Source organism: Phytobacter cepae, assembly GCF_054165735.1.
Genome location: NZ_CM135107.1, coordinates 3457026 through 3482240 on the forward strand (window position 1 = coordinate 3457026; position 25215 = coordinate 3482240).

20 protein-coding genes are annotated in these 25215 nt (G+C 55.3%); 13 read left to right on the top strand and 7 right to left on the bottom strand.

The annotated features are described in order from the left end of the window. Window positions 1-24: 24 nt before the first annotated feature. The 5 genes from dinG to ACUY4Q_RS16245 all read right to left on the bottom strand — a co-directional run bounded on the left by dinG (window position 25) and on the right by ACUY4Q_RS16245 (window position 6794). The gene (gene dinG / locus ACUY4Q_RS16225) at window positions 25-2166 is read right to left on the bottom strand and encodes an ATP-dependent DNA helicase DinG (RefSeq protein WP_458043761.1); all 2142 of its coding nucleotides are present in this window, start codon (window positions 2164-2166) and stop codon (window positions 25-27) included. A gap of 31 nt (window positions 2167-2197) precedes the next feature. After that, the gene (locus tag ACUY4Q_RS16230) at window positions 2198-2380 is read right to left on the bottom strand and encodes a hypothetical protein (RefSeq protein ID WP_458043762.1); all 183 of its coding nucleotides are present in this window, start codon (window positions 2378-2380) and stop codon (window positions 2198-2200) included. 613 nt (window positions 2381-2993) lie between these two features. Beyond that, entirely contained in the window at window positions 2994-4316 is a 1323-nt protein-coding gene (locus ACUY4Q_RS16235; protein ID WP_458043763.1) for a 6-phospho-alpha-glucosidase, read from the bottom strand. A 13-nt stretch (window positions 4317-4329) separates the two neighbouring features. After that, complete coding sequence (locus ACUY4Q_RS16240; RefSeq protein WP_458043764.1) at window positions 4330-5937, bottom strand: PTS transporter subunit EIIC; 1608 nt, start codon at window positions 5935-5937, stop codon at window positions 4330-4332. A 122-nt stretch (window positions 5938-6059) separates the two neighbouring features. Beyond that, window positions 6060-6794: a GntR family transcriptional regulator gene (locus ACUY4Q_RS16245; RefSeq protein ID WP_458043765.1), complete on the bottom strand. Its 735-nt coding sequence runs from the start codon at window positions 6792-6794 to the stop codon at window positions 6060-6062. 296 nt (window positions 6795-7090) lie between these two features. Between ACUY4Q_RS16245 and licT the strand changes: the two genes are divergently transcribed. From licT to ACUY4Q_RS16270, 5 genes are all read left to right on the top strand, one after another. Then, window positions 7091-7945: a BglG family transcription antiterminator LicT gene (licT, locus tag ACUY4Q_RS16250; RefSeq protein ID WP_458043766.1), complete on the top strand. Its 855-nt coding sequence runs from the start codon at window positions 7091-7093 to the stop codon at window positions 7943-7945. 274 nt (window positions 7946-8219) lie between these two features. Beyond that, on the top strand, window positions 8220-10061 hold the full coding sequence (locus tag ACUY4Q_RS16255) for a beta-glucoside-specific PTS transporter subunit IIABC (RefSeq protein ID WP_458043767.1): 1842 nt from the start codon (window positions 8220-8222) through the stop codon (window positions 10059-10061). A gap of 11 nt (window positions 10062-10072) precedes the next feature. Next, a complete protein-coding gene (locus ACUY4Q_RS16260) occupies window positions 10073-11545 on the top strand; it encodes a glycoside hydrolase family 1 protein (protein WP_458043768.1) in 1473 nt (490 codons plus the stop codon). A 9-nt stretch (window positions 11546-11554) separates the two neighbouring features. Further along, window positions 11555-12946 carry a glycoside hydrolase family 1 protein gene (locus ACUY4Q_RS16265; RefSeq protein ID WP_458043769.1) on the top strand — a complete coding sequence of 464 codons (1392 nt, stop codon included), beginning with the start codon at window positions 11555-11557 and terminating at the stop codon, window positions 12944-12946. 63 nt (window positions 12947-13009) lie between these two features. Then, window positions 13010-13969 carry an alpha/beta hydrolase gene (locus ACUY4Q_RS16270; protein ID WP_458047366.1) on the top strand — a complete coding sequence of 320 codons (960 nt, stop codon included), beginning with the start codon at window positions 13010-13012 and terminating at the stop codon, window positions 13967-13969. A 530-nt stretch (window positions 13970-14499) separates the two neighbouring features. Here the strand turns inward: ACUY4Q_RS16270 and rhlE are convergent. Beyond that, the gene (gene rhlE, locus ACUY4Q_RS16275) at window positions 14500-15852 is read right to left on the bottom strand and encodes an ATP-dependent RNA helicase RhlE (RefSeq protein ID WP_458043770.1); all 1353 of its coding nucleotides are present in this window, start codon (window positions 15850-15852) and stop codon (window positions 14500-14502) included. Between the two features lie 255 nt (window positions 15853-16107). Between rhlE and cecR the strand changes: the two genes are divergently transcribed. From cecR to ACUY4Q_RS16300, 5 genes are read left to right on the top strand one after another with little or no spacing between them, the layout of a single operon-like run. Further along, window positions 16108-16779, top strand: a complete 672-nt coding sequence (cecR, locus tag ACUY4Q_RS16280) for a transcriptional regulator CecR (RefSeq protein WP_458047367.1) — start codon at window positions 16108-16110, stop codon at window positions 16777-16779. Continuing rightward, window positions 16779-17771: a secretion protein HlyD gene (gene hlyD / locus ACUY4Q_RS16285; RefSeq protein WP_458043771.1), complete on the top strand. Its 993-nt coding sequence runs from the start codon at window positions 16779-16781 to the stop codon at window positions 17769-17771. The genes cecR and hlyD overlap by 1 nt, the downstream gene beginning before the upstream one ends. Then, window positions 17764-19446, top strand: a complete 1683-nt coding sequence (locus ACUY4Q_RS16290) for an ATP-binding cassette domain-containing protein (RefSeq protein ID WP_458043772.1) — start codon at window positions 17764-17766, stop codon at window positions 19444-19446. The genes hlyD and ACUY4Q_RS16290 overlap by 8 nt, the downstream gene beginning before the upstream one ends. A gap of 46 nt (window positions 19447-19492) precedes the next feature. Then, complete coding sequence (locus tag ACUY4Q_RS16295; protein WP_458043773.1) at window positions 19493-20626, top strand: ABC transporter permease; 1134 nt, start codon at window positions 19493-19495, stop codon at window positions 20624-20626. 10 nt (window positions 20627-20636) lie between these two features. Then, window positions 20637-21743 carry an ABC transporter permease gene (locus ACUY4Q_RS16300; protein ID WP_458043774.1) on the top strand — a complete coding sequence of 369 codons (1107 nt, stop codon included), beginning with the start codon at window positions 20637-20639 and terminating at the stop codon, window positions 21741-21743. On the opposite strand, the gene ACUY4Q_RS16305 is transcribed toward ACUY4Q_RS16300, so the two are convergent. Beyond that, the gene (locus ACUY4Q_RS16305; RefSeq protein ID WP_458043775.1) at window positions 21705-22115 is read right to left on the bottom strand and encodes a YbhQ family protein; all 411 of its coding nucleotides are present in this window, start codon (window positions 22113-22115) and stop codon (window positions 21705-21707) included. The two genes, ACUY4Q_RS16300 and ACUY4Q_RS16305, sit on opposite strands and share 39 nt — an antisense overlap. 132 nt (window positions 22116-22247) lie before the next feature. Here ACUY4Q_RS16305 and ACUY4Q_RS16310 point away from each other — a divergent pair, with 132 nt between their 5' ends. Genes ACUY4Q_RS16310 through ACUY4Q_RS16320 form a run of 3 tightly spaced genes read left to right on the top strand, consistent with a single transcriptional unit; the run spans window position 22248 to window position 25215 of the window. Continuing rightward, window positions 22248-23009 (top strand): endonuclease/exonuclease/phosphatase family protein, encoded by a 762-nt coding sequence (locus ACUY4Q_RS16310; protein ID WP_458043776.1) that lies wholly within the window; start codon window positions 22248-22250, stop codon window positions 23007-23009. After that, complete coding sequence (gene clsB / locus ACUY4Q_RS16315) at window positions 23006-24250, top strand: cardiolipin synthase ClsB (RefSeq protein ID WP_458043777.1); 1245 nt, start codon at window positions 23006-23008, stop codon at window positions 24248-24250. The genes ACUY4Q_RS16310 and clsB overlap by 4 nt, the downstream gene beginning before the upstream one ends. Further along, complete coding sequence (locus ACUY4Q_RS16320; RefSeq protein WP_458043778.1) at window positions 24250-25215, top strand: lysylphosphatidylglycerol synthase domain-containing protein; 966 nt, start codon at window positions 24250-24252, stop codon at window positions 25213-25215. The genes clsB and ACUY4Q_RS16320 overlap by 1 nt, the downstream gene beginning before the upstream one ends.

The following is a 25215-nucleotide window of genomic DNA, read 5'->3' on the forward strand; positions in this document are numbered from 1 at the left end:
GACACTCCTCACTGACTCACATTTTCAGCGGCGCTTACGGCGGCTTTGCTTTGGTTTCTTCACTATAACGTCTGGTACATCAGGTTGTGAAATAGGAAAAACCGGCAGCGCGTCGAGCAGCCGTTTACCGTAGCTTTTGCTCAGTAAGCGATTGTCGTAAATCACCACCTCGCCGCGGCAGCTGTGGCTACGGATTAAGCGCCCCACCTGTTGTATCAATGTAAAAGAGGCGCTTGGCAGGCTCTGCACTTCAAAGGGGTAACGGTTGAGGCTTTTTAACCACTCGCCTTCGGTGATGACTACCGGGCTATCAATGGGTGGAAAAGCGATTTTATGAATGTGCACTTGCGTCAGGTAATCGCCTTTGAGATCCAACCCTTCAGCGAAGGACTGTAAACCCACCAGTACGCTGCGCTCACCCTCGTCAATGCGTTTACGGTGCAGTTCCACCAGTCGGTAACGCGGTTGATCGCCCTGCACCAGCAGGAGCAGGCGTAAATCCGTCACGAAGGTCAAAAAGAGCTGCATTGCCCGCTGGCTGGCGAACAGGACCAGCATGCCCGAATGCGCTTTACTCTCCACCTGTTCACGGAAGTAAGCCGCCATTTCAGCGAGGTGTTCCGCTTCGTTTTCCATCAGCGGCGCATGACGCATCTGCGGGATGAGGATTTTGCCCTGCTCAACGTGATTGAACGGCGAGTCCAGCGCCACAAAGCGATCGCCCGCTTTTTCTCTCAGACCGCTCATCTCCTGCAGGCGTGAAAAGCTATTCAGCGATCGCAGGGTCGCGGAAGTGACAACAATATGCGGCACGCTGCGCCAGAGCAGTTTTTCCAGCTGATCGCTGACGCGGATCCCCACGCAGTGGAAGAAGAGGTGTATCTGGCCGTCGCGCACGTCGCGCGTCGCCCATTTTGAGACCGGTGCCCCTGAGGCCTGCGCCATAGAAGCCAGCCGCCAGAGCTTACTCTGGGACTCGAACATGCCCAGCGCCCGGTTCATTTGCAACAGTACCCGGTGCAGACGCACGATGTCATGGGTGCCCGTTTTCTCGCTGAGATCGTTAAGGAACAGCTCCGCGAGTCCACGCAGCATCTCGGTGAGTTTGGCTAACCGCTGGCAAATCACCATCACCTCTTCCGGCAGTTCTCCCATGGTAAAGCGATGTTCCGCTTCCTGACCCGCCGGAAGATAGAGATCCAGAATAGTGTTCAGCGAGGCGATAAGCTCGTAAAGCTCTTCATTGTGAGCATTGAAACGTTCCGGGTTCGCCAGCGGCGGCGTGGTTTTCGGCCGGAACTGTTCAAGGCAGGTCGCCACCAGCTTGCTGAACAGATCGAGCTGCAGGCGAAACCAGGGCGCGGTGATTTCGGCACTCATCTCCAGCGCATCACGGGCAACCTCGGGCAGGTGATGGCCTTCATCGAGCACCAACAGCAGATTTTTAGGCTCGGGGAGCACCGCTTCACTTTCCAGCGCGGCCATGACCAGCGCATGGTTCGCGACAACCACCTCCGCTTCCTGAATTTCACGACGCGCCACAAAGAAGGGGCATTCGCGATAGTAATGGCAGTTGCGGTTCAGACAACTGGCTTTGTCCGTGCTCAGACGGCGCCAGAGATCGTCGCTGATGGGCTGGTCGGTATGGTCGCGAAGGCCGTCCCATTTATAGCTATCCAGCGATCCTTTCAGCTTTGCACAGAGCTTTTGCTCTTCCTGATTATTCGGCGTCAGCTCATCTTCCAGAAAGGCCAGCAGATCCTGTTGGGTAGGATCGGTACTCGACAACGCGGCCAGATTACGCGGGCAGACATAACGTCCGCGTCCAAAGGCGGCGGTGAAGCGTAAATCGGGGATGATTTTGCGCAGCAGGGGCAAATCTTTACTGAAGATCTGATCCTGCAGGGCGACGTTAGCGGTGCTGACTACCAGCGTTTTCTGCTCTTCCCGGGCAATCGCAATGCCGGGAATCAGATACGAGAGCGTCTTACCGACGCCGGTGGGCGCTTCGATCGCCAGATGCCGCCCTTCGTCTCCGGCGAGCGTTTTCGCCACATCGGCAATCATCTGCCGCTGCGGGGCTCGAGGAATAAAATCCGGGATCTGTTGTTGCAACGCCTTATACCAGGCGGCAATTTGCGCTTTTAGCGCAGCGGTGAGGGCCATCGGCAAACCTGAAACACTGTATAAACAGACACTATTGTGGCACTTTTTTGCGTTTCAGGGGTAATGCTTTTTCTGGTTCTGGAAAGGGGATCGAAAAAATGGGGGGAGTCTTAGTGTAGAAGAAATCTGTTTGCTCGATGGAATGGCTCTGTACACCTGAAAGCGCATTTTCGCTCGGTGGTATTGTTCCGTTCACTTTAAGTTCATTGTTCATCTGAAGTCTCATTACCCGTGAACGTGTTAAGGAGGCTCTCCGCCGCCTCCTTAACAATCCAGGCTCCCGGCCAGGAAAATTGCCGCTTCGCGGTCCGCTCCGCTTTTTCCTTCAGGCTATCGGGTCGGGCGAGACGTTACATCCATGTAACTCACGCCCTGAACCCGCATCCCTGCGGGTTCCCCCGGCCTTACGTAAACACGTCGCCAATTTTCAGCCGGACCCACCACACCTGACCCTCTTTGCGCAGGGTTAAAAGCAAAAAAATCTTCTTTGATGCACTATCTTGCAGCGAGGGTTTGCTGGTCCGGCTGAAAATCGATGAGGCGTTGACGGCTGACCGGGGCCGCACGCAGGGATGCGGGCGGAGGGGATAGCCTGCAGGGATGCAGGCTGGTCCCCGACCCGAAAGTCAGACGGCATAAGCGTCATGGACCGCGAAGCGGCGATTTTCGGAGCCGGGAGCCTGGGATGCAAGGGAAGCGGCGGCGAGCTTCCCTTGCACGTTCACGTGTGAAGAAGCACCCCGGAAACACCAAACCTAAAGTGAACGGAACAATTCCACACAACAAAAAGATTCTCTGCCAGAATGCAACGCCTGGCGTTGGGCATCCTATTTCAATTCCGGCCAATACTCCCTGTTCGCCTCAATCAACGCATCCAACACCTTGCGTGCCTTCTTCGCATCAATAATCGTGCGGTTCAGCGTCAGTGCCTGTAACGCTTTGGTATACGACCCCTCAAACCAGGCCTCCACCGTCAGGCGCTCGTAGGCAAACTGCTGCTCGATCATCCCTTTATAGAAGGTCGGGATTTTCCCCACCCCGTATGGACGCGGACCGTTGCTGCCCACTTCCGCCGTCAGCTCTACCATTACGTCGTCATCCAGATTCTCTACCAGACCGTTATTTGGCACCATCACGATGAACTTTTTCTTCAGATTGAAGGCGATAGCTTCCGCCAGCTCAACAATCATGTCGCCGTGGGCATCATTGTGCACCACATGGACGTTACGGGTGGTTCCTTCGGCGACCGCGGTTCGGCACTCATCAAATACCCGTTTTTCACGACCGTTTATCACCTCGTTGGCGCGGGTAAAGTTCGGGTCCAGTTTGGAGAACTTGTACTCCGGGTAGAGATAATATTGCAGATAGGTGTTGGGCAGATAATCCGGGAAGTCACGCAGCATATCCGCCACTGCGGCGTAGGTATCAAGCCAGGACTGGTCGCGCTGCTCGGCATCCGCCGGAATAAAGCCGTTCTTCGCGATGTACGCTTTTAGCTCCGGTGCCAGATCGTGGCCATTCTCGTCATACAAGTGGGTAAACCAGCCGAAGTGGTTAAGCCCGAAATAGACCGGATCAAACGTTGCCGGGTCGCGGTTTAACAAACGCCCATAGGAGCGCAGCAGGTTTACCGGCTGATCGCAGATATTGAGGATGCGATCGTCGTCGGGAAAACGTTTATTCAACGCATCGGCCACAATCGCCGCCGGGTTGGTGTAGTTCAGGATCCACGCTCGCGGCGAACGCGCACGCACTTTTTCCACTAATGCAATCATGTCGCGAATGGAACGCATACCGTAGGCAAACCCACCGGCGCCACAGGTTTCCTGGCCGATCACGCCCAGGCTCAGTGGGATTTTTTCATCCTTCTCGCGCATCGCATAGCCGCCGGTACGCATCTGACAGAAGATGAAATCCATATCGGTGAAAGCCACGTTCTCATCCCCGGTATAAACAAATTCCAGCTCCGGATACTCTTCACGGAAAAGCACTTTGGCATATTCGCCAATAACGGCCTGGCGCTCTTCATTCACATCGAACATCACCAGTTTTTTTAATGGCAGACGCTCTTTGAGTTTGCAGAGGGCTTTTAATAATCCCGGTGTCCATGTGGAACCGCCACCGACTAATACAATATTAAATGTTTTCATATCATCTGTTCTCTTATTGCGTCTGTTGAACAAGTAAATGCTGTTTTACGGCACTGGCAATACTTTCGACCTGCGGGCCGTAAATAACCTGAATATCGTTTTCCGTCGCGCGGACAAAACCGCTGGCCCCGCTCTGCTTAAGCTGTTTCTCATCAACTTTTTGCATGTCATTAATTTTCACGCGCAGTCGGGTAAAGCAGCAGTCAACGTTCTGAATATTTTCCCGACCGCCAAGGCCCGCAATAATTTGCTCGGTGGCGGCATCGCCTGCGGGTGTTTCATTCGCTACCGGCGAAGCCATGTCCTCTTCTTCGCGCCCTGGGGTTCTGGCGTTGGTGCGTAAAATTATCCATTTGAAGGCGAAGTAATAAACCGGTGCCCAAATGCACCCGAGCAGGAGATCAAACCACCAATGGGTTTTGGCACCGCCCAACACGCCGAAGACAATAAAATCAATCAGCCCGCCCTGGATATTGCCGATCATCACGTCCAGCAATTGCGCGCTGGCAAAAGAGAGACCGGACATCACTGCATGAAATAAAAACAGCAGCGGCGAAACAAAGATAAAGCTGAATTCCAGTGGTTCGGTGATGCCGGTGGTAAAGGAGGCAAGCGCACCGGCCATCATCAGCGCCTTAACCCGTTGTTTATGTTCAGGCTTTGCACAACGGTAAATGGCCAGCGCCGCAGCAGGCAGCCCGAACATCATGACCGGGATTTTCCCCTGCGCGAGGAAGCGGGTCGCTTCACGCACGATATCGTCTGCCAGCGCGCCTGGGTGCGCGAGGGCATAATTGAAGATGGAGAGCGCACCAATCACACTTTCATTATCCACATGAACCATGCCGCCGACGGGGGTAAAGCGCACGGTCTCATTCAGAATATGATGCAAGCCAGTTGGAATAAGAATGCGTTCAGTGAAGGCATAAATGAACGTACCAAAGGGACCGGACTCTCCAATAAATTGCCCAAGATGGATAATAGCGTTAGCAATATAGGGCCAGACCAGCGACATCAGCACGCCGACAATCGGCAGAACAATCACGGTAATAATCGGGACAAAGCGGCGACCACCAAAATAGGCGATGGCCGCCGGGAGTTTAATCGTATAAAAACGGTTGTGGAGAATGACGGTGACCAGGCCAGAAATCACCCCACCGAGCACGCTCATTTGATAGGAAAATATCCCTAAGGTTGAGGCAAACTCGGCGGAATACATCACCGCCTCGGTCTGGCTATAACCTTTCTCAATAAGTGCAGCTACCGAAGTGGTTTGCGGTGTTAAGCCTTGCGCCAGCAAACTGTAATTAACGCCAACGTGGAAGGTAATAAAACCGATAACGGCTGCCAGGGCCGCAGTAGGTTTTTCATCACGCGCCAGCCCAATCGCCGCAGCAATGGCAAACAGTAACGGCAGATTACCAAATAGCGCCCCCGCTACTTTGCGAATAAAGCCAATAATCTGCTGCATCACTTCCGCATGAATAATGCTTTCGCCGACGATAGCCGGGTTCTGTAATGCTGCCGCCAGACCGAGGAATATCCCCGCTGCTGCGATCACGGAAATGGGCATCATCAATGCCTTTCCTAAATCCTGAAGAAACTCACCCGTCCGACTCATTGTTATTTTCCTTTGGGTACTGGCTGAACATGGGACTGAGTATAGCCAGGGTGAATGTATAGTTGTCTAGCCCACTCATTTTAAAACGCGGCAACGATCACAAAGTTAAGACGTTGCCGGTTTTAGGGGCGGGCAGCGGTTAAGGTAAAGCGATAGTGCTGCTGGTTATAATAAATCTCTGAAATTTCAAAGGGGATATCATCGCGCAGAAAGGCGATGGAGGTGGCGTGGAGCACGGGTTCATCGCGGTTAATCCCCAGCATATCGCGCACATTTTGCGACGGCAGCTCTGCGCGGATCTCCTTTTCCGAGCGCTCGACAGTGAAGCCTTTACGGCTGACGTAGGCATATTTCGAGCGGTTAAGATCCGCCTCACTGAGATCGGCAAAAGGCTGAATGATCATCCAGGACTGTTCAAAAACAAACGGAATGTCACCCACCAGACGCAGACGCTGCATAAACCACACCTCACTGTCAGGTGCAATCCGCAGCTTCTCGGCGATCTCTTTAGACGCGGATTGGCGATACAGGCAGATCAAGCGATTTACCACAGGTTCGTCAAGGCCGAGCGTCGCTTCACTGGAGGAGAGATGGCGATCCAGCGGCAGAGAGATGCGCACGTTTTTGCCCGACTGCACCACGAACGTCCCCTGCCCCCGGCGACGTTCCACTTTGCCCTGACGCACCAGGTAGTCCACCGCTTTACGCGCCGTCATCCGGGAAATGGCAAACTGCTGACAGAGTTCATTCTCAGAAGGAATCACATCGCCAGGCTTAAGCGAACCGGCGGCGATTTTCCCGGTAAGGTATTGTTCAAGCTGTAAATAGACTGGCACGGTGGAATGTTTGTCGATCATTGGCGCAACTCCCTCTTTCATTCCGGTATGGTAGCGACAGCCGGGCAAAGTGACAACGTTTGTCCCTCATCAGCATTTTCACTTACCGGACTGGTTTTCGCAGACCGGATCACAATTTGGCATATGAATGTACTCAAGTCCTTTTGTCGCATTGAATATTTTTTTTCACGGTGCTAGGTTTTAACTGCATTACGCTTGTTACCGACTATCGGGCAAAACCTAAATGCAGACTGAGGGGCAAAATCCGCCCATATCTGTATTTACGTCTTGCCCGTTTTTGTTTTCAGGAGTTGGCGATGCTGGTCAAACAAATATTAAATAATAATGTTGTCAGCGCAGTGGATGAAGATGGCCTGGAGGTGATATTAACCGGGCGCGGCCTGGGGTTTAATACCCACAACGGTGCCAGCATCGATCGTGACGCCATTGATAAAATATTCCGTCTGGAAGATTCACAGATTTCTGCACGTTTTAAAGACCTGGTCAGCGAAGTGCCGGTGGATATTTTGCAAATTACTGCCGATATCATTAGCCACGCCCGCAGTGTACTCAAACACAAACTCAGCGAGGGGCTATATGTCACCCTAGCCGATCACCTGCATTTTGCTCTGCAACGCCAACAAAACAATGAAATTTTACCCAATCCACTGGAGTGGGAAGTTCGCCATTTTTACACTGCTGAATACGCCATTGGCCGCCAGGCGCTGGGGATGATTGTCGCTCGCACCGGCACGCTGTTACCTGACAGTGAAGCCTGCAGCATCGCCTTGCATATTGTGAATGCGGGTCTCAATGATACCATGGGAAAAACCGCGCAGATTACGCGGCTTATTTATCAGTTACAGAACATCGTTAAATACTTTTTTAATATTCCGCTTGATGAGCACAGCCTGAATTACCAGCGGTTTATTACGCATCTGAAGTTTTTTGCCCAACGGGTGATTGATGGAGTGGTGATAAATAATGATGACGAAGAGTTCTTTGCGCTTGTGCAGCGGCGCTATCAGGCCACGCTGAAATGCGTTGAAGCAATGAATGAGTTTGTCAGCAAGAATTATCACCACACCATGAGCAACTCGGAAAAGCTCTACCTGACGGTGCACATTGAAAATATTGTGCAGCGGACGGTGCCCGACGCAGGGAAAGTTTAAAATGTTAAGTTATACGCAAAATAATTCGGGCTATAGGAAGGCGGCGACGCAGTAAATCTCCAGGAGCTTACATTGGTAAGTGACTGGGGTGAACGAGGAAAGCCAACGCATCTGTAGCCCGAAGGATGAAGCGTATAAATTCCATCCAGGCTTGTTACTGTTCATACCCTAAATAGACGGGTAGATCAGGCAAACCCCAGAGGAAACAAGGTCCCGATGCAGATCGGTCATTGTGGATGAAGTCGGCTTTTGACTTCAGTCTGGAGGAATTTTTATGAACTATCAGGACACGGCTCGCCAAATCATCGACAGGATTGGCGGCAAAGAAAACGTACTCTCGCTGTTTCACTGCATTACCCGCCTGCGTTTTCTGCTTAAAGACAACGACAAGGCTGACCGTGCTGCCCTCGAAGCGCTTGATGGCGTCATGGGGGTCAATATCTCCGGCGACCAGTTCCAGCTCATTATTGGCAACGACGTCGACCCCTTATGCAATGCCCTTCTCGCCCAGTTACCGACGCTGGATAACGCCGCGCGCCCGACCAAACGGCGTAACCCCGTCTCGATGATTCTGGAAGGTCTGTCGAGCATTTTTTCACCCATTATTCCCGCCATTGCCGGGGCCGGTATACTGAAAGGGCTGCTTGCGTTGATGGTCGCGATGAAGTGGGCAGATACCAGCAACCAAACCTATCAAATTTTGCTGGCGGTGAGTGATGGCGTCTTTTACTTCCTGCCCTTCGCCCTGGCCTTCAGCGCGGCGAAGAAATTCGGCGCCAACCCCTACGTGGCGGTGGCGCTGACCGCCACGCTCTTTCATCCGGCGGTCCAGGCGCTGTTCAAAGCCGGAGGACCGGTCAATTTTATCGGCTTACCGGTTCCGACCGTGAACTACGCCTCGACGGTGATCCCCATTCTGCTGGCGGTGTGGCTGCTGAGCCATGTGGAGCGCCTCGTTGACCGCTTTATGCCCGGTCCGCTGAAAACCATGTTTGTACCGCTGTTGTGCCTGCTCATCGTCACGCCCATCACTCTTATCGCCATCGGTCCGGTGGGGATTTATGCCGGTAATGCGCTCTCAGGCGGCATTATCTGGATGGTAGAGAACATGGGGATTGTGGCAGGCGTGGTCGTGGGCGGCACACTGTCGCTGATTATCATTACCGGCATGCACTACGTGATTGTGCCGATCATGATCAACAACATCAGTACGATGGGCTTCGATCCGATTAAGATCCTCTTCTACATCGCCAACCTCGGGCAGGCCGGTGCCGCCTTCGGCGTCTTCCTGCGCGCTCGCGATAAAAAACTCAAATCGCTGGCCCTGACCACCAGCTTCAGCGCCGCGATGGGGATCACCGAGCCGGCGATGTATGGGGTCAACATCCGCTATAAACGCCCGTTTGCTGCGGCGTTGATTGGCGGGGCCTGCGGCGGCGCATTCGCCATGGCGATGGGGGTGAAAACTTACGCCTTCGCCTTAAGCGGTCTGCCGGGGATTCCGGGCCTGGTCGGCCCCACCTTCTTATGGGCGCTGGTCAGTATTGCCATCTCGTTTGTCGGTGCCGCCATCATCACCGTCATCATCGGTTTTGAAGAAGCCGCCCAGCCGGTGGTCGCAGGGGTCAGCCCGATGCCCCTTGCCCAATCAGAAGAGAAGCTGTTTGCCCCGGTAAGCGGCGAGTTAAAAGCCCTCAACACCCTCAGCGATCCGGTCTTTGCCGACGAGATTTTTGGCAAAGGGCTGGCGATTTACCCCACCACCGGTGAGCTCCGTTCACCAATTAACGGCAAAGTGGAGTCGGTGTTCGAAACCCACCACGCGCTGGCGCTGCAAAGCGATACCGGGGCAGAAATCCTGATTCATATCGGCATCGATACCGTGAAACTCGGCGGCAAACATTTCACCAGCCATATCGACGCCGGGCAGTTTATTGAAGTGGGCGACCTGCTGGTCACCTTTGATCTTGCGGCATTACAGGCTGAAGGCATTGACCCGAGTGTCATCCTGGTAGTGACCAACAGCGAACGCTACGGCGATATCAGCCCGGTTAAAGCGAAGGGTGACGTGGCCAGCCGCGACGAATTTCTGACACTGACCGCATCAGCGGCATGAGGAGTAAGCGCATGACTTTTTCTAAATCATTTCCGGAAGGTTTTTTGTGGGGTGGCGCGACGGCGGCCAATCAGCTTGAAGGGGCGTGGAACGTCGATGGCAAAGGGCTGTCCGTCTCTGATGTCTACACCTTTGACATCAACACCCCCAAAGAGCGCTGGCTTGACCAATGGCTGGGAATGACCCACGCGCAGGTGCGTGAAGCGCAGGATCCGAACAGTACGAAATACTACCCGAAACGCAAAGGCAACGACTTTTACCACCACTTCAAAGAGGATATCGCCCTCTTTGCCGGCATGGGCTTTAAGTGCTTCCGCATGTCGATCGCCTGGACGCGCATCTTTCCGCGCGGTGACGAAAGTGAGCCTAACGAAGCCGGTCTCAAGTTCTACGATGAGGTGTTTGACGCCCTGCTTTCCCACGGCATCGAGCCGATAGTGTCGCTATCTCACTATGAAATGCCGCTGGCGCTGGTGACCGATTACGATGGCTGGCCGAACCGCAAAGTGGTGGATTTTTACGTGCGTTTTGCCACCACCTGCTTTACCCGCTACCGCAAAAAAGTGAAGTACTGGATGACCTTCAACGAGATTAACTGCGTGAAGCACCATCCCTATGTCAGCGTCGGCGTCATTGAAGAGGACAACCCACACCTGGAGCAGGATAAATACCAGGGTGCGCACCACCAGTTTGTGGCCAGTGCCCTGGCGACCAAAGCCTGCCATCAGATCATCCCCGGCTCACAAGTGGGCTGCATGATCAGCTACCAGATGCTCTACCCGCACACCTGTCACCCCGACGATTTGCAGGCCTGTGAAGAGATGCAGCGCGTGTCGCTGTTCTTCAGCGATGTGCAGGCCCATGGCTACTACCCGGCGTACACCGATCGCATGTTGGCCGAGAAAGGCGTCACGCTGCAAAAAGTGGTCGGCGACGATGAGATCCTGCGTCAACACCCGGTGGACTTCGTGTCGTTCAGTTATTACATGTCCAGCACCGTGAGTGCGCATCCGGAGAAGCTGGAAGGGGCCGAAGGCAACCTGATCACCGGCGGCATTCGTAACCCGCATCTGCCCACCAGCCAGTGGGGCTGGCAGATTGACCCGAAAGGGCTGCGTCTGGCGCTAAACCAGCTGTATGACCGCTACCAGAAGCCCCTGTTTATTGCCGAAAACGGCCTGGGCGCCGTGGATACGGTGAACCCGGATGGCTCAATCGACGACGATTACCGCATTGAGTATCTGCGCCTGCACATTGAGCAGATGCAGGAGGCGCTGGCCGACGGTGTGGATCTGTTTGGTTACACCTGGTGGGGGCCGATTGACGTGGTGAGCGCGGGCACCGCGCAAATCTCCAAACGCTATGGGTTTATCTATGTTGACCAGGACGACATGGGCAACGGTACCCAAAAGCGCTCGCTGAAAAAGAGCTACCACTGGTACAAAAAAGTGATCGCCTCCAATGGCGAAGATTTAACGGATTAAGGAGTGGATATGTCTGTTTTCCCGAAAGATTTTTTATGGGGCGGCGCGATTGCCGCCAACCAGGCGGAAGGTGCATGGAACGTGGACGGCAAAGGGCCGTCCATCTCTGACGTGGTACGCGGCGGTATCGCCTCTGGTAAACATGATGCGGTCATCGACCCGAGCAAATACTACGCCAGCCATGAAGCCATCGACTTCTATCACCATTACAAAGAAGACGTGGCGCTGTTCGCTGAAATGGGCTTCAAATGCTTCCGCACCTCTATCGCCTGGACGCGTATCTTCCCGCGGGGTGATGAAACCACGCCTAATGAGGCCGGGCTGAAGTTTTATGATGACCTGTTTGATGAACTGCTGAAATACGGCATCGAGCCGGTGATCACCCTCTCTCACTACGAGACGCCGCTGGCGCTCTATCAGGAGTATGGCGGCTGGAAAAATCGCAAACTGGTGGACTTCTTCACCCGCTATTGCGAAGTGGTGTTTACCCGCTATCGCGAGAAGGTCAAATACTGGATGACTTTCAACGAGCTGAACAACATGAACCGCATGCCCTTTGCCACCGGTGCCGTTGACCCCAGCTCCACGCCGCAGGAGCTGTACCAGGCGAACCATCATCAGTTTGTCGCCAACGCGCTGGCCAACAAGCTGTGCCACGAGATTATCCCGAACGCGCAAATTGGCTGCATGCTGTCGCTGAGCACCGTCTACCCGGCCACCTGCAACCCGGAAGATATCTTCTCCACCATGCAACTGCGCCGCCGCTCGCTGTTCTACTCGGATGTAATGATGCTGGGCGAATATCCGGCCTGGACGCCGCGCCTGTTCCGCGAGCAGAACATTGAACTGGCGATGGAGGATGGCGACCTGGCGTTAATCGCCGATTATCCGTCCGATTATCTCGGCTTTAGCTACTACCGTAGTGTGCTGCACCAGGCAGGCGGTGAATTCCGCGTCGACACCGGAGGCACCGTCGGTCAGGACAACCCGTATCTCGAAAAAACCGCCTGGGGCTGGCCGATTGACGCTAAAGGGTTTCGCATCGTCTGTAACGAGCTGGCGGACCGCTACCGTAAGCCGCTGTTCATAGTTGAGAATGGCTACGGCGGCGTGGATGAGCCGGATGAAAAGGGTGTCATCAACGATACCGCGCGCATCGATTATGGCCGCCAGCATATCCGTGAGATGGGCGAAGCCATCGCCGATGGCTGCAACATCATGGGCTACACCTGGTGGGGGCCGATTGATATCGTCAGCGCCGGGACCGGCGAGATGAAAAAGCGCTACGGCTTTATCTACGTCGATAAAGACAATGACGGTAAAGGAACGCTAAAACGGAGTAAAAAACGTAGCTTTGACTGGTATAAACAGGTTATCGCCAGCAACGGCGAAACGCTGTAAGGTAATGACGGAGCGGGAGATTTCCCGCTCCAGAAACCTTACCAAGACAGACAAGGCTACATGATGAACACCTGGAATTTGGTCGATCCTGAGTTACGCCCGGCACTGGCGGATAGCCGCCCCCTCTCCCTGACACAAGACGCTCTCATCGCCCTTCGCCAACAGCGCCAGCAGGCAGCTCTGGCTAACGTGCAACATTTTTGCGATGCCGGGTTAACGGTAGACGAACAGCTTATCGCCTCACCCGCACACCCTGCCGTCAGAGTCTGCGTGATTGCTCCTAAAGCCGCGGGGCAGAACCGAATGGGCATTTTGCATATTCACGGCGGCGGGCATCTGTTCGGTAGCCCGGAACAATCTCTTTCACTCACCGCCGCCACCGCCCTGCAACACGACTGCGTGATTGTCTCAGTGGATTACCGACTGGCGCCCGAAACGGCTTTTCCAGGATCGCTGGAGGATTGTTACACCACGCTGGTGTGGATGACCGAACAGGCCGATGTGCTCGGTATTGATCCTGAGCATATCGGTCTGATGGGCGACAGCGCCGGGGCCGGACTTGCGGCCTCGCTTGCGCTGTTGGCCCGAGACCGCAATGGCCCGCACATCGCCTTTCAAAACCTGATGTTCCCGATGCTTGACGACCGCACGGTAACGGAAGAAAACCCTAACCCGGTGACCGGGGAGTTTGTCTGGACACGGGAATATAACCGTTTTGGCTGGGCGTCCCTGTTGGGATGTGAACCGGGATCTGAGGATGTTTCACCTTATGCCGCTCCCGGACGGGCAACGGACCTGACTCACCTGCCGCCCACCTGGCTCGGCGTCGGCACGCTGGACCTGTTTCTTGATGAGAACCTTCGCTTTGCACAAGGGTTAATTCGCGCGGGCGTGGCGGTGGAGATGAATGTCTGGCCAGGGGCCTATCACGGGTTTAGTTCAGACCCGGTTGCCCGAGTGGCGCAGCGGGCACGCGAACATCGGCAGGCGTGGATAGCGCAGTTCAGGCCGACGCAGGGGTAAGCTTTCCCCCTGCGTCGGGCCTCTTCCTGGAGGCTGAGGAATCCCCGGTACTATTACATTTTACAGCGATAACACTGCGCCATGAGAACACAACAGTCACCGCGATGACTGGGTCCGGCTGAAAATCGACGAAGCGTATCCGTAAGGCCGGGGCGACGCGCAGGGATGCGCGGCGAGGGCGACTTTACACGGACGTTTCCTTCGCCCGTCCCCGATAAGCCTGAAGGCATAAGCTGAGTGGACCGCGCCAGCGGCGATTTTCCTGGCCGGGAGCCCGGGTCGCCAGGGTGGTGGCGGTGAACCACCCTGGCACGTTCACGGGTTCTGGCGTTATAGAAAAGCAAGGAACATAAGGTGAACGGAATGACCTTCAGAGCCGCATGTTTCCCCTCACCCTTGCCCTCTCCCCGCAGGGGCGAGGGGACATTTCGTGCTCGTATTATGTTGTGGGGATCCCTCAGCCTTAGGTGTAACAACCGGCACCGTACTAAAACCCAAAAAAAAGCCCTGCACGCTGGCAGGGCTTGTTATCAGGCGTTCGCCGCGGGTTTGCGCGGACGAGGACGGCGCGGTTTTTCTCCCGCGGGTTTACCGTCCTGAGAGCGGGCCGGTTTCGCGCCGGTCTTCGGTGCGCCACCGTCATTACGACGCGGCTGCTGTTGACCACGACCGCCGCCGCCCTGACCGCGTCCGCCGCGTCCCTGGCTCTGGCGACCGTTGACAATCGGCTCGGCCTTGATAGACGGGTCCGGCTCATAGCCTGGCAGGGCAATTCGTGGGATCTCTTTTTTCAGCAGGCGCTCGATGTCGCGCAGCAGCTTAAGCTCATCCACACAGACCAGCGACAGCGCTTCACCGGTAGCCGCCGCACGACCGGTACGGCCGATGCGGTGCACGTAATCTTCCGGTACGTTTGGCAGTTCAAAGTTCACCACATGCGGCAACTCTTCGATATCCAGACCACGGGCAGCAATGTCGGTCGCCACCAGCACGCGAATGTCACCGGATTTAAAGTCAGCCAGCGCACGGGTACGCGCACCCTGACTCTTGTTACCGTGAATAGCGGCGCTGCGAATGCCGTCCTTGTTCAGTTGCTCAGCCAGGTGGTTTGCGCCATGTTTGGTGCGGGTAAAGACCAGCACCTGCTGCCAGTTGCCTTCACCAATCATCTGAGAGAGCAGCTCACGCTTACGCTTTTTGTCGACCATATGAACGTGCTGCGTCACCTGCTCAGAAGCGGTGTTACGGCGCGCCACTTCAATTTCCAGCGGGTTGTGCAGCAGCTTTTCGGCCAGGCCTTTGATGTCATCCGAGAAGGTCGCGGAGAACAGCAGGTTCTGACGACGCGCAGGCAGTTTTGCCAGCACGCGGCGGATATCGTGGATGAAGCCCATGTCCAGCATGCGGTCAGCTTCGTCCAGAACGAGGATCTCAACGCTGTCCAGTTTGACGGCGTTCTGGTGTTCTAAGTCCAGCAAACGACCCGGCGTGGCGACGAGGATATCGACACCGCTGCGCAGCTTCATCATTTGCGGGTTAATGCTCACGCCGCCGAAAACCACCAGCGAGCGCAGGTTCAGATATTTGCTGTAATCACGCACGTTTTCGCCGATTTGCGCGGCCAGTTCACGGGTGGGGGTCAGGATCAGCGCACGGACCGGGCGACGGCCTTTTGCATGCGGCTCTTTCTCAACCAGGCGTTGCAGCAGCGGCAGAGTAAAGCCTGCTGTTTTGCCGGTACCGGTTTGGGCGCTCGCCATCAGGTCGCGACCTTGCATAACGGCAGGAATGGCCTGCTGCTGGATAGGGGTTGGCTCACGGTAGCCCTGCTCTTCTACTGCACGCAAGATTTCCGGGATAAGGCCAAGGGAATCAAAAGACATAACAACTCCGCACCGCCCCGACCATAACAGGTGTAGTTTTCGAGGAGATAATAATGTGACAGATGACAAAAACCACAATGCCATGAAGCGGCGGAGTGTAGCAGCTTTTGTGACATAGCGCATAAAATACTGCTGAGCCAATCTTTAAAGAGATAATTATCCCCCCTCTGCCACAACAAATTCCCGCCGATCGCTGGACAAGGTGAAAAATTAGCCATAAAGTTAATCAATCGATTGATTAATTTTATGCGCCTAATGAATATGAACTCGACAACCAGCAAAGGTGAACAGGCCCGCAATCAGCTCATTGCGGCAGCGCTCGCGCAATTCGGCGAGTATGGCCTGCATGCCACTACCCGCGATATTGCCGCCCTGGCAGGGCAAAACATTGCTGCCATTCCCTATTACTTTGGCTCGAAAGAGGATTTGTATCTCGCCTGCGCGCAGTGGATTGCCGATTTTATTGGTGAAAACTTCCACCCGCATGCTCAGGCCGCAGAAGCTCTTTTAGCTGCAAAGAATCCCGATAAAGCGGCAATGCGGGAATTGATCCTTCAGGCGTGCCGCAACATGACTGCGCTATTAACCCATGACGACACCCTAAGCCTGAGTAAATTTATCTCCCGCGAACAGCTCTCCCCCACCCGCGCCTATCAGTTAATCCATGATCAGGTGATTGACCCTCTGCACGGCCATCTGACCCGACTGATCGCGGCGTATACCGGGCGCGACGCCAGCGACACCCAGACTATCCTCCACACCCATGCGTTGATCGGGGAGATCCTCGCCTTTCGACTTGGGCGTGAAACTATTTTGCTGCGCATGGGATGGACGCAATTTGATGAAGAGAAAGCTGGCCTGATTTGCCAGGTCATCACCTGCCATATCGATCTTATTCTCAACGGATTAACAAGGAGCAAAGCCTGATGAAAAAGCCACTGGTGGCGTTAATCATTGTGATCCTGCTGGCGGCGCTTGGCGGCGGCTGGGTGTGGTATCAAAGCCGTCAGAGCAGCGACCTGACGCTGTACGGCAATGTCGACATTCGCACGGTGAATCTGAGCTTCCGGGTCGGCGGGCGGCTGGCCTCGCTGGCCGTGGATGAAGGCGACGCCATTAAAGCCGGGCAGCCGCTTGGCGCTCTGGATAAAGCCCCTTATGAGAATGCGCTGCTACAGGCAAAAGCCAATGTCTCGACCGCTCAGGCAAAATATGACCTCGTGACCGCCGGCTACCGTAATGAAGAGATTGCCCAGGCCGCGGCGGCGGTAAAACAGGCGCAGGCCGCCTTCGACTATGCGCAAAACTTTTACCAGCGCCAGCAAGGGTTGTGGAAAAGCCGCACCGTCTCGGCGAACGATTTAGAAAATGCCCGCTCAGCACGCGATCAGGCGCAGGCTACCCTGAAGTCTGCTCAGGATAAACTCAGCCAGTACCGCAGCGGGAACCGGCCGCAGGAGATTGCTCAGGCGAAGGCCAGCCTTGAACAAGCCCAGGCCCAACTGGCGCAATCGCAACTGGATTTGCAGGATACGCAACTTGTGGCCCCTTCGGACGGTACCCTGCTGACCCGCGCCATCGAGCCGGGCAGCATGGTAAGCGCGGGCAGTACCGTGCTTACCCTGTCGCTAACCAAACCGGTCTGGGTGCGCGCTTACGTCAATGAAGTCAGCCTGCATCAGGCGCAGCCTGGCAAAACCGTGCTGCTGTATGTTGACGGGCGTCCTGATAAACCGTACCACGGCAAAATTGGCTTCGTCTCTCCCACCGCTGAATTCACGCCTAAAACCGTCGAGACACCGGACCTGCGCACTGACCTGGTCTACCGCCTGCGTATTATCGTCACCGATGCCGATGACGGCCTGCGTCAGGGTATGCCTGTTACCGTGAGTTTTGAAAATGGGGCACGGGATGAGTGAGCCGACTCTGCGCCTGAGCGGGCTGATGAAGCGTTTCGCCGGCATGGAAAAACCGGCAGTGGCGCACCTTGATTGCACCGTGCATGCCGGGTATGTCACCGGTCTGGTGGGGCCGGATGGCGCAGGGAAAACGACCCTGATGCGTATGCTGGCCGGGCTGATGAAACCTGATGAAGGGAATGTCGACGTCATCGGGTATGACCCCATCGCGAACAGCAGTGAACTGCATGCGGTACTCGGCTATATGCCGCAAAAATTCGGCTTGTATGAAGATTTGACGGTGATGGAAAACCTCAACCTGTACGCCGATCTGCGTAGCGTCACCGGCGAGCAGCGCAAGGCCACCTTCGCCCGGCTGCTGGAATTTACCGCGCTCGGGCCGTTCACCGGGCGGCTGGCAGGTAAACTTTCCGGCGGCATGAAACAGAAACTGGGGCTGGCCTGTACGCTGGTGGGCCAGCCGCGCGTGCTGTTGCTTGATGAGCCCGGCGTCGGGGTGGATCCCATTTCGCGCCGCGAACTCTGGCAGATGGTGCACCAGCTTGCCGGGGACGGGATGCTGATTCTGTGGAGTACGTCGTATCTCGACGAAGCGGAACAGTGCCGCGATGTCCTGCTGATGAACGAGGGTGAACTGCTTTATCAGGGCGAACCGCGCGCGCTGACGCAAACCATGGCCGGGCGCAGTTTTCTCGCCAGCAGTCCTCAGGAAAACAATCGCCAGCTATTGCAACGTCTGTTGAAACTGCCGCAGGTGAGCGACGGCATGATTCAGGGTAAGTCGGTACGCGCCATTTTAAAAAAAGAGGCCACCGCCGATGCGTTGCAGGAAGCGGCCGGACTCGAGACCCTGAACATAGATGAAACCGCACCGCGCTTTGAAGATGCCTTTATTGATCTGTTGGGCGGAGCCAGTTTTACCCAGTCGCCGCTGGGCTCCATTCTGCATACGGTTGAGGGCAATGCGGATGAAACCGTGATTGAAGCCCGCCAGCTAACCAAAAAATTTGGTGATTTTGCCGCCACTGATAACGTCGATTTTGCTGTGAAGCGCGGCGAGATCTTTGGCCTGCTCGGCCCTAACGGCGCGGGGAAATCCACCACCTTTAAAATGATGTGCGGCCTGCTGGTGCCCACCGCTGGGAAAGCCCTGGTGCTGGATATGGATTTAAAAACCAGCTCCGGGAAGGCACGCCAGCATCTGGGCTACATGGCGCAGAAATTCTCCCTCTACGGCAACCTGACGGTGACGCAGAATCTGCGGTTTTTCTCGGGTGTTTATGGCCTTCGTGGTCGTGCGCAGCAGGAAAAAATCTCGCGTATGGTCGAAGCCTTTGGTTTAAAAGCCATTGCCGATCATGCAACGGATGCGCTGCCGCTCGGCTTTAAGCAACGCCTCGCCCTCGCCTGTGCCCTGATGCATGAGCCGGACATTCTGTTTCTGGATGAGCCAACCTCCGGCGTGGATCCCCTCACCCGCCGTGAGTTCTGGCTGCACATCAACAGCATGGTGGAAAAAGGGGTAACGGTGATGGTGACCACCCACTTTATGGATGAGGCCGAATATTGTGACCGCATCGGGCTGGTCTACCGCGGCAAATTGATTGCCCGCGGTACGCCGGATGACCTGAAAGCCCAGACCGCAGATGCGGATAACCCCGATCCCACTATGTAGCATGCGTTTATTACGCTGATCCAGAACTGGGATAAGGAGCACCACCATGCGCCATAGCCCCCTCTCCCTGCGCCGCGTGCGCGCGCTTTGTGTTAAAGAGACGCGGCAGATTGTGCGTGACCCCAGTAGCTGGTTGATTGCGGTGGTGATTCCGCTGATGCTGCTGTTTATTTTTGGTTACGGCATTAACCTCGATTCCAGCAAGCTGCGGGTCGGGGTTTTGCTGGAGCAGCAGAGCGAAGACGCGCTCGATTTCACCCACACCCTGCGCGGCTCGCCCTATATTGATGCGACAGTCAGCGACAATCGCCAGCAGCTTATTCAGATGATGCAGGCCGGGCGCATTCGCGGGCTGGTGGTGATTCCGGTGAACTTCGCCGAACAGATGGCGCGCCCCGGCGAAACCGCGCCGATACAGGTAATAACAGACGGCAGCGAACCAAATACCGCCAACTTCGTGCAGGGCTATGTGCAGGGTATCTGGCAACTCTGGCAGCAACAGCGGGCGGAAGATCGCGGCGAAACGTTTGAGCCACTGATTGACGTGCAGATGCGCTACTGGTTTAACCCGGCGGCCATCAGCCAGCATTTTATTATCCCAGGCGCGGTCACCATCATCATGACGGTGATTGGCGCAATCCTTACTTCGCTGGTGGTGGCACGCGAATGGGAGCGGGGCACCATGGAGGCGCTGCTCTCCACTGAAGTGACCCGGACCGAACTCCTGCTGTGCAAACTTATCCCCTATTACTTCCTGGGCATGCTGGCGATGCTGCTGTGCATGCTGGTCTCGGTGTTTATTCTCGGCGTGCCTTACCGAGGGTCACTGGTGATTCTGTTCTTGATAACCAGCCTGTTTTTACTCAGCACGCTGGGAATGGGGCTGCTGATTTCAACCGTGACGCGGAATCAGTTTAATGCCGCTCAGGTGGCGCTCAACGCTGCGTTTTTACCGTCAATTATGCTGTCCGGGTTTATTTTCCAGATAGACAGCATGCCCGCGGTTATTCGGGCGGTGACCTACATTATCCCCGCCCGCTATTTTGTTAATACCCTGCAAAGCCTGTTCCTGGCGGGCAACATTCCGGTGGTGCTGATCGTTAATGTGCTGTTTTTATTCGCCTCGGCGGTGATGTTTATCGGCCTCACCTGGCTTAAAACCAAACGGCGACTGGACTAGGGAGAATACGATGTTTCATCGCTTATGGACGTTGATTCGTAAAGAGCTGCAATCGCTGCTGCGTGAACCGCAAACCCGCGCGATTTTGATTTTGCCGGTGCTTATTCAGGTGCTGCTGTTCCCCTTTGCCGCGACGCTTGAGGTCACCAATGCGACCATTGCGGTTTACAACGAAGATAATGGCAAACATGCGGTTGAACTTACGCAACGCTTCGCCCGGGCCAAAGCCTTCACACATGTGTTGCTGCTTAATAGCCCCCAGGAGATTCGCCCCACTATTGATGAACAAAAAGCGCTCCTGCTGGTGCGTTTTCCGGCCGATTTCTCACGTAAGCTCGATACTTTTACCCCTGCGCCGATGCAGCTCATCCTTGACGGACGCAACTCTAACAGCGCGCAGATCGCCGCCAATTACCTGCAGGAAGTGGTCAAAGACTATCAGCAGGCGTTAATGGACGGGAAAGCGAGGCCGAACAATAGCGAGCTGGTTATCCGTAACTGGTATAACCCAAATCTGGATTACAAATGGTTCGTGGTGCCGTCGCTGATTGCCATGATTACCACCATTGGGGTGATGATTGTGACCTCACTGTCGGTCGCCCGGGAGCGCGAACAGGGTACCCTGGATCAACTTCTGGTCTCACCGCTGGCGACCTGGCAGATTTTTGTCGGCAAGGCGGTGCCTGCGCTGGTGGTTGCGACCTTTCAGGCCACCATCGTGCTGGCAGTCGGCATTCTTGCCTACAAGATCCCGTTCGCCGGTTCGCTGCTGTTGTTCTATTTCACCATGCTGATTTACGGTCTGTCGCTGGTGGGTTTTGGGCTGCTCATCTCTTCACTCTGCTCCACGCAGCAGCAGGCGTTTATCGGGGTGTTTGTCTTTATGATGCCCGCGATTTTGCTCTCCGGGTATGTTTCGCCCGTGGAGAATATGCCGGTATGGTTGCAGAATCTGACGTGGGTGAACCCTATCCGCCACTTTACGGATATCACTAAGCAGATCTATTTGAAGGATGCGAGCTTTGGAATTGTATGGGGAAGCGTGTGGCCGCTGCTGGTGATCACGGCCACAACGGGATCAGCGGCGTACGCCATGTTTAGACGCAAAATTGCGTAATTTTTTCTCTTTCGCTAACAGCGAAACCAGCGCCGGGCCTGCAAGGATGACCAGCCCGGCGAGTGCCAGCAGCAGGTTATTTTGCATAACGCGGGAGAGCAGCCAGAGCACAATCATGGCTACGCCGAAATACCAGGTGGTGGTCAGTTCTTCCAGGACATCACCGATATCGCGCCAGCGCTCCTCGTGGTGGCGCTGCAAAAACAGCATCGCCAGCACGGTCACTGCGTAGACCACGCAGAGTCCCAGCCCCACGCGCACCATGGCCGCGTTCATCCAGGCCAGCACCAATACCGCCACCACCAGCAAATGCAACATAATCTGCCAGCAACTCAGACCGGTCGCGACACGAACACGTTGTTGCCACTTCATGGCGTCTCTCCTGAAGAATGTTTAACTGATCAGAGAGTACTGATATTTGCAGAAAATTCCGTAACCCCGCCTCTTTTTGTGACAGAGACTACAATTTATTTTCATGGGGATAGTGACGCTGGCAGGAGAAAAATGACACAAATAACCCGGCAATTTTCATTAAACGTGCTCACCATTAATACACACAAAGGCTTCACTGCGTTTAACCGGCGCTTCATTTTGCCGGAGCTGCGTGATGCCGTGCGTACGGTGAGCGCCGATATCGTTTGTCTACAGGAAGTGATGGGTGCGCATGAAGTGCACCCGCTGCATGTGGAGAACTGGCCCGACACGACGCATTACGAGTTTCTCGCCGACACCATGTGGAGCGATTACGCCTACGGACGCAACGCCGTTTACCCTGAGGGCCATCATGGCAATGCGGTGCTCTCTCGCTTCCCGATTGAGCATTATGAAAATCGCGATGTGTCGGTGGATGGCAGCGAAAAGCGTGGGTTGCTCTATTGTCGCATTGTCCCGCCGGAAATCGACCATCCGGTGCATGTCATTTGTGTGCACCTGGGCTTGCGTGAAGCGCACCGGACTGCCCAACTCACAATGCTCGCGGAATGGGTTAACGCCTTTCCGGAGCATGAGCCGGTTATTGTCGCCGGGGATTTCAATGACTGGCGGCAACGGGCCAATCATCAACTCAAAACCCAGGCTGGGCTGGACGAAATTTTCACCCGTGCCCATGGTCGCCCGGCGCGCACCTTCCCGGTTAGCCTGCCGTTGCTGCGCCTCGACAGAATCTATGTGAAAAATGCCAGCGCCAGCGCCCCCACCGCGCTGCCGCTGCGTAACTGGCGTCATCTCTCTGACCATGCCCCTTTAAGTGCGGAGATCCATTTATGAAATGCACATGGCGAGAAGGCAACCGTATCCAGTTGCTTGAAAATGGTGAGAACTACTACCCGGCGGTCTATGAAGCCATCGGGCAGGCAAAGCAGAAAGTTATTCTGGAATCCTTCATCTGGTTTGAAGATGAAGTGGGTCGCGAGCTGCACGCGGTGTTGCTGAAGGCGGCGAAGCGTGGCGTCAACATTGAAGTCTTATTAGACGGTTACGGCTCGCCAGATCTTAGCGATGCCTTTGTGAACGAATTGACTGCCGCAGGCGTGGTCTTCCGCTATTACGATCCGCGCCCTCGCCTGCTGGGTATGCGGACCAATGTGTTCCGCCGGATGCACCGCAAAATCGTCGTCATCGACAATACCGTCGCGTTTGTCGGCGGGATCAATTACTCAGCAGAGCATGTCACCAGCTACGGTCCCGAAGCCAAGCAGGATTATGCCGTCCGGGTTGAAGGCCCGGTGGTGGCCGACATTCTGCAATTTGAAGTGGAAAATTTGCCCGAAAACGCGCCGGTCCGACGCTGGTGGCAACGCCGCCGTCATCAGGCGGAAGATAACCGTACGCCCGGTGAAGCCCAGGCGCTGTTCGTCTGGCGAGACAACGACGATCACCGTGATGATATTGAGCGCCACTACCTGAAAATGCTGGCCAATGCGAAGCGGGAAGTGATTATCGCTAACGCCTATTTCTTCCCTGGCTACCGGCTGCTGCACGCGATGAAAAACGCGGCCCGCCGGGGCGTACAGGTAAAACTGATTGTGCAGGGCGAGCCGGACATGCCGATTGTGAAAGTTGGGGCGGAGCTGCTCTATAACTACCTGCTTAAAGGCGGCGTGCAGGTTTATGAATACCGCCGCCGTCCGCTGCACGGCAAAGTGGCCGTGATGGACGATCACTGGGCAACGGTAGGGTCAAGCAATCTCGACCCACTCAGCCTTTCGCTGAACCTGGAGGCTAATCTGATTATTCACGACAGGGAATTTAATCACACGCTGCGGGAGAATCTGGCGGGGATTATCGCCCGCGATTGTCAGCGCGTGGATGAATCAATGGCCCCCAAACGCACCTGGTGGAATCTGGCAAAGGGGGTGGTAGTGTTCCACTTCCTGCGCCACTTTCCCGCGTTAGTCGGCTGGCTGCCTGCCCACACGCCAAAGCTGGCGCAGGTGGAACCGCCCGTTCAGCCTGAGATGGAGACCCAGGATCGCCTCACGCCTGAAAATTCGGAGGTGAAACTCTGATGGCGAAATCACATTCACGTTGGCGGCTGGCCAAAAAAATCCTCACCTGGCTCTTTTTCATCGCCGTCGCCGTGCTGCTGGTGCTGTACGCGCAAAAGGTCGACTGGGAAGATGTGGGGAAAGTTATTCGCGACTACAACCGTAGCGTGCTGTTCGGTGCCGCTGCCCTGGTGGTGGTGAGCTATTTAATTTACGGCTGCTACGACCTGCTGGGACGCGCCTATTGCGGGCATAAACTGGCTAAACGCCAGGTGATGCTGGTGTCGTTTATTTGTTACGCCTTCAACCTGACGCTGAGCACCTGGGTCGGCGGTATTGGCATGCGTTATCGCCTCTATTCCCGCCTGGGGTTGCCGAGCAGTACAATCACGCGCATTTTCTCGCTCAGTATTACCACTAACTGGCTGGGTTACATTTTGCTTGGTGGCATTATCTTTACCTTTGGCGTGGTGGATATTCCGGCGCACTGGTATATCTCCGATACCACCCTGCGCATTATTGGCGTGGTGCTGCTGCTGTTTATTGCTTTCTATCTGTGGGCGTGTGGGTTTGCGAAACGTCGCCATTTCACCATTAAAGGGCAGAAGTTAGTGATTCCCTCGTGGAAATTTGCCCTCGCCCAGATGGCGATTTCCAGCGCCAACTGGATAGCGATGGGGGTGATTATCTGGCTGCTGTTAGGTCAACAGGCCAACTTCTTCTTTGTGCTGGGTGTGTTACTGGTGAGCAGTATCGCCGGCGTGATTGTGCATATCCCCGCCGGGATTGGCGTTCTGGAAGCGGTATTCCTGGCGCTGCTGGCCGGAGAGCATACGTCACAGGGCGTTATCATTGCCGCCCTGCTGGCCTATCGCGTGCTCTACTATTTCATCCCACTCCTGCTGGCGCTGATTGCCTATCTGATGCTGGAAGGGCGGGCAAAAAAATTGCGCGCTAAAAATGAGAAGGCCATGGCTAAAAGCTGA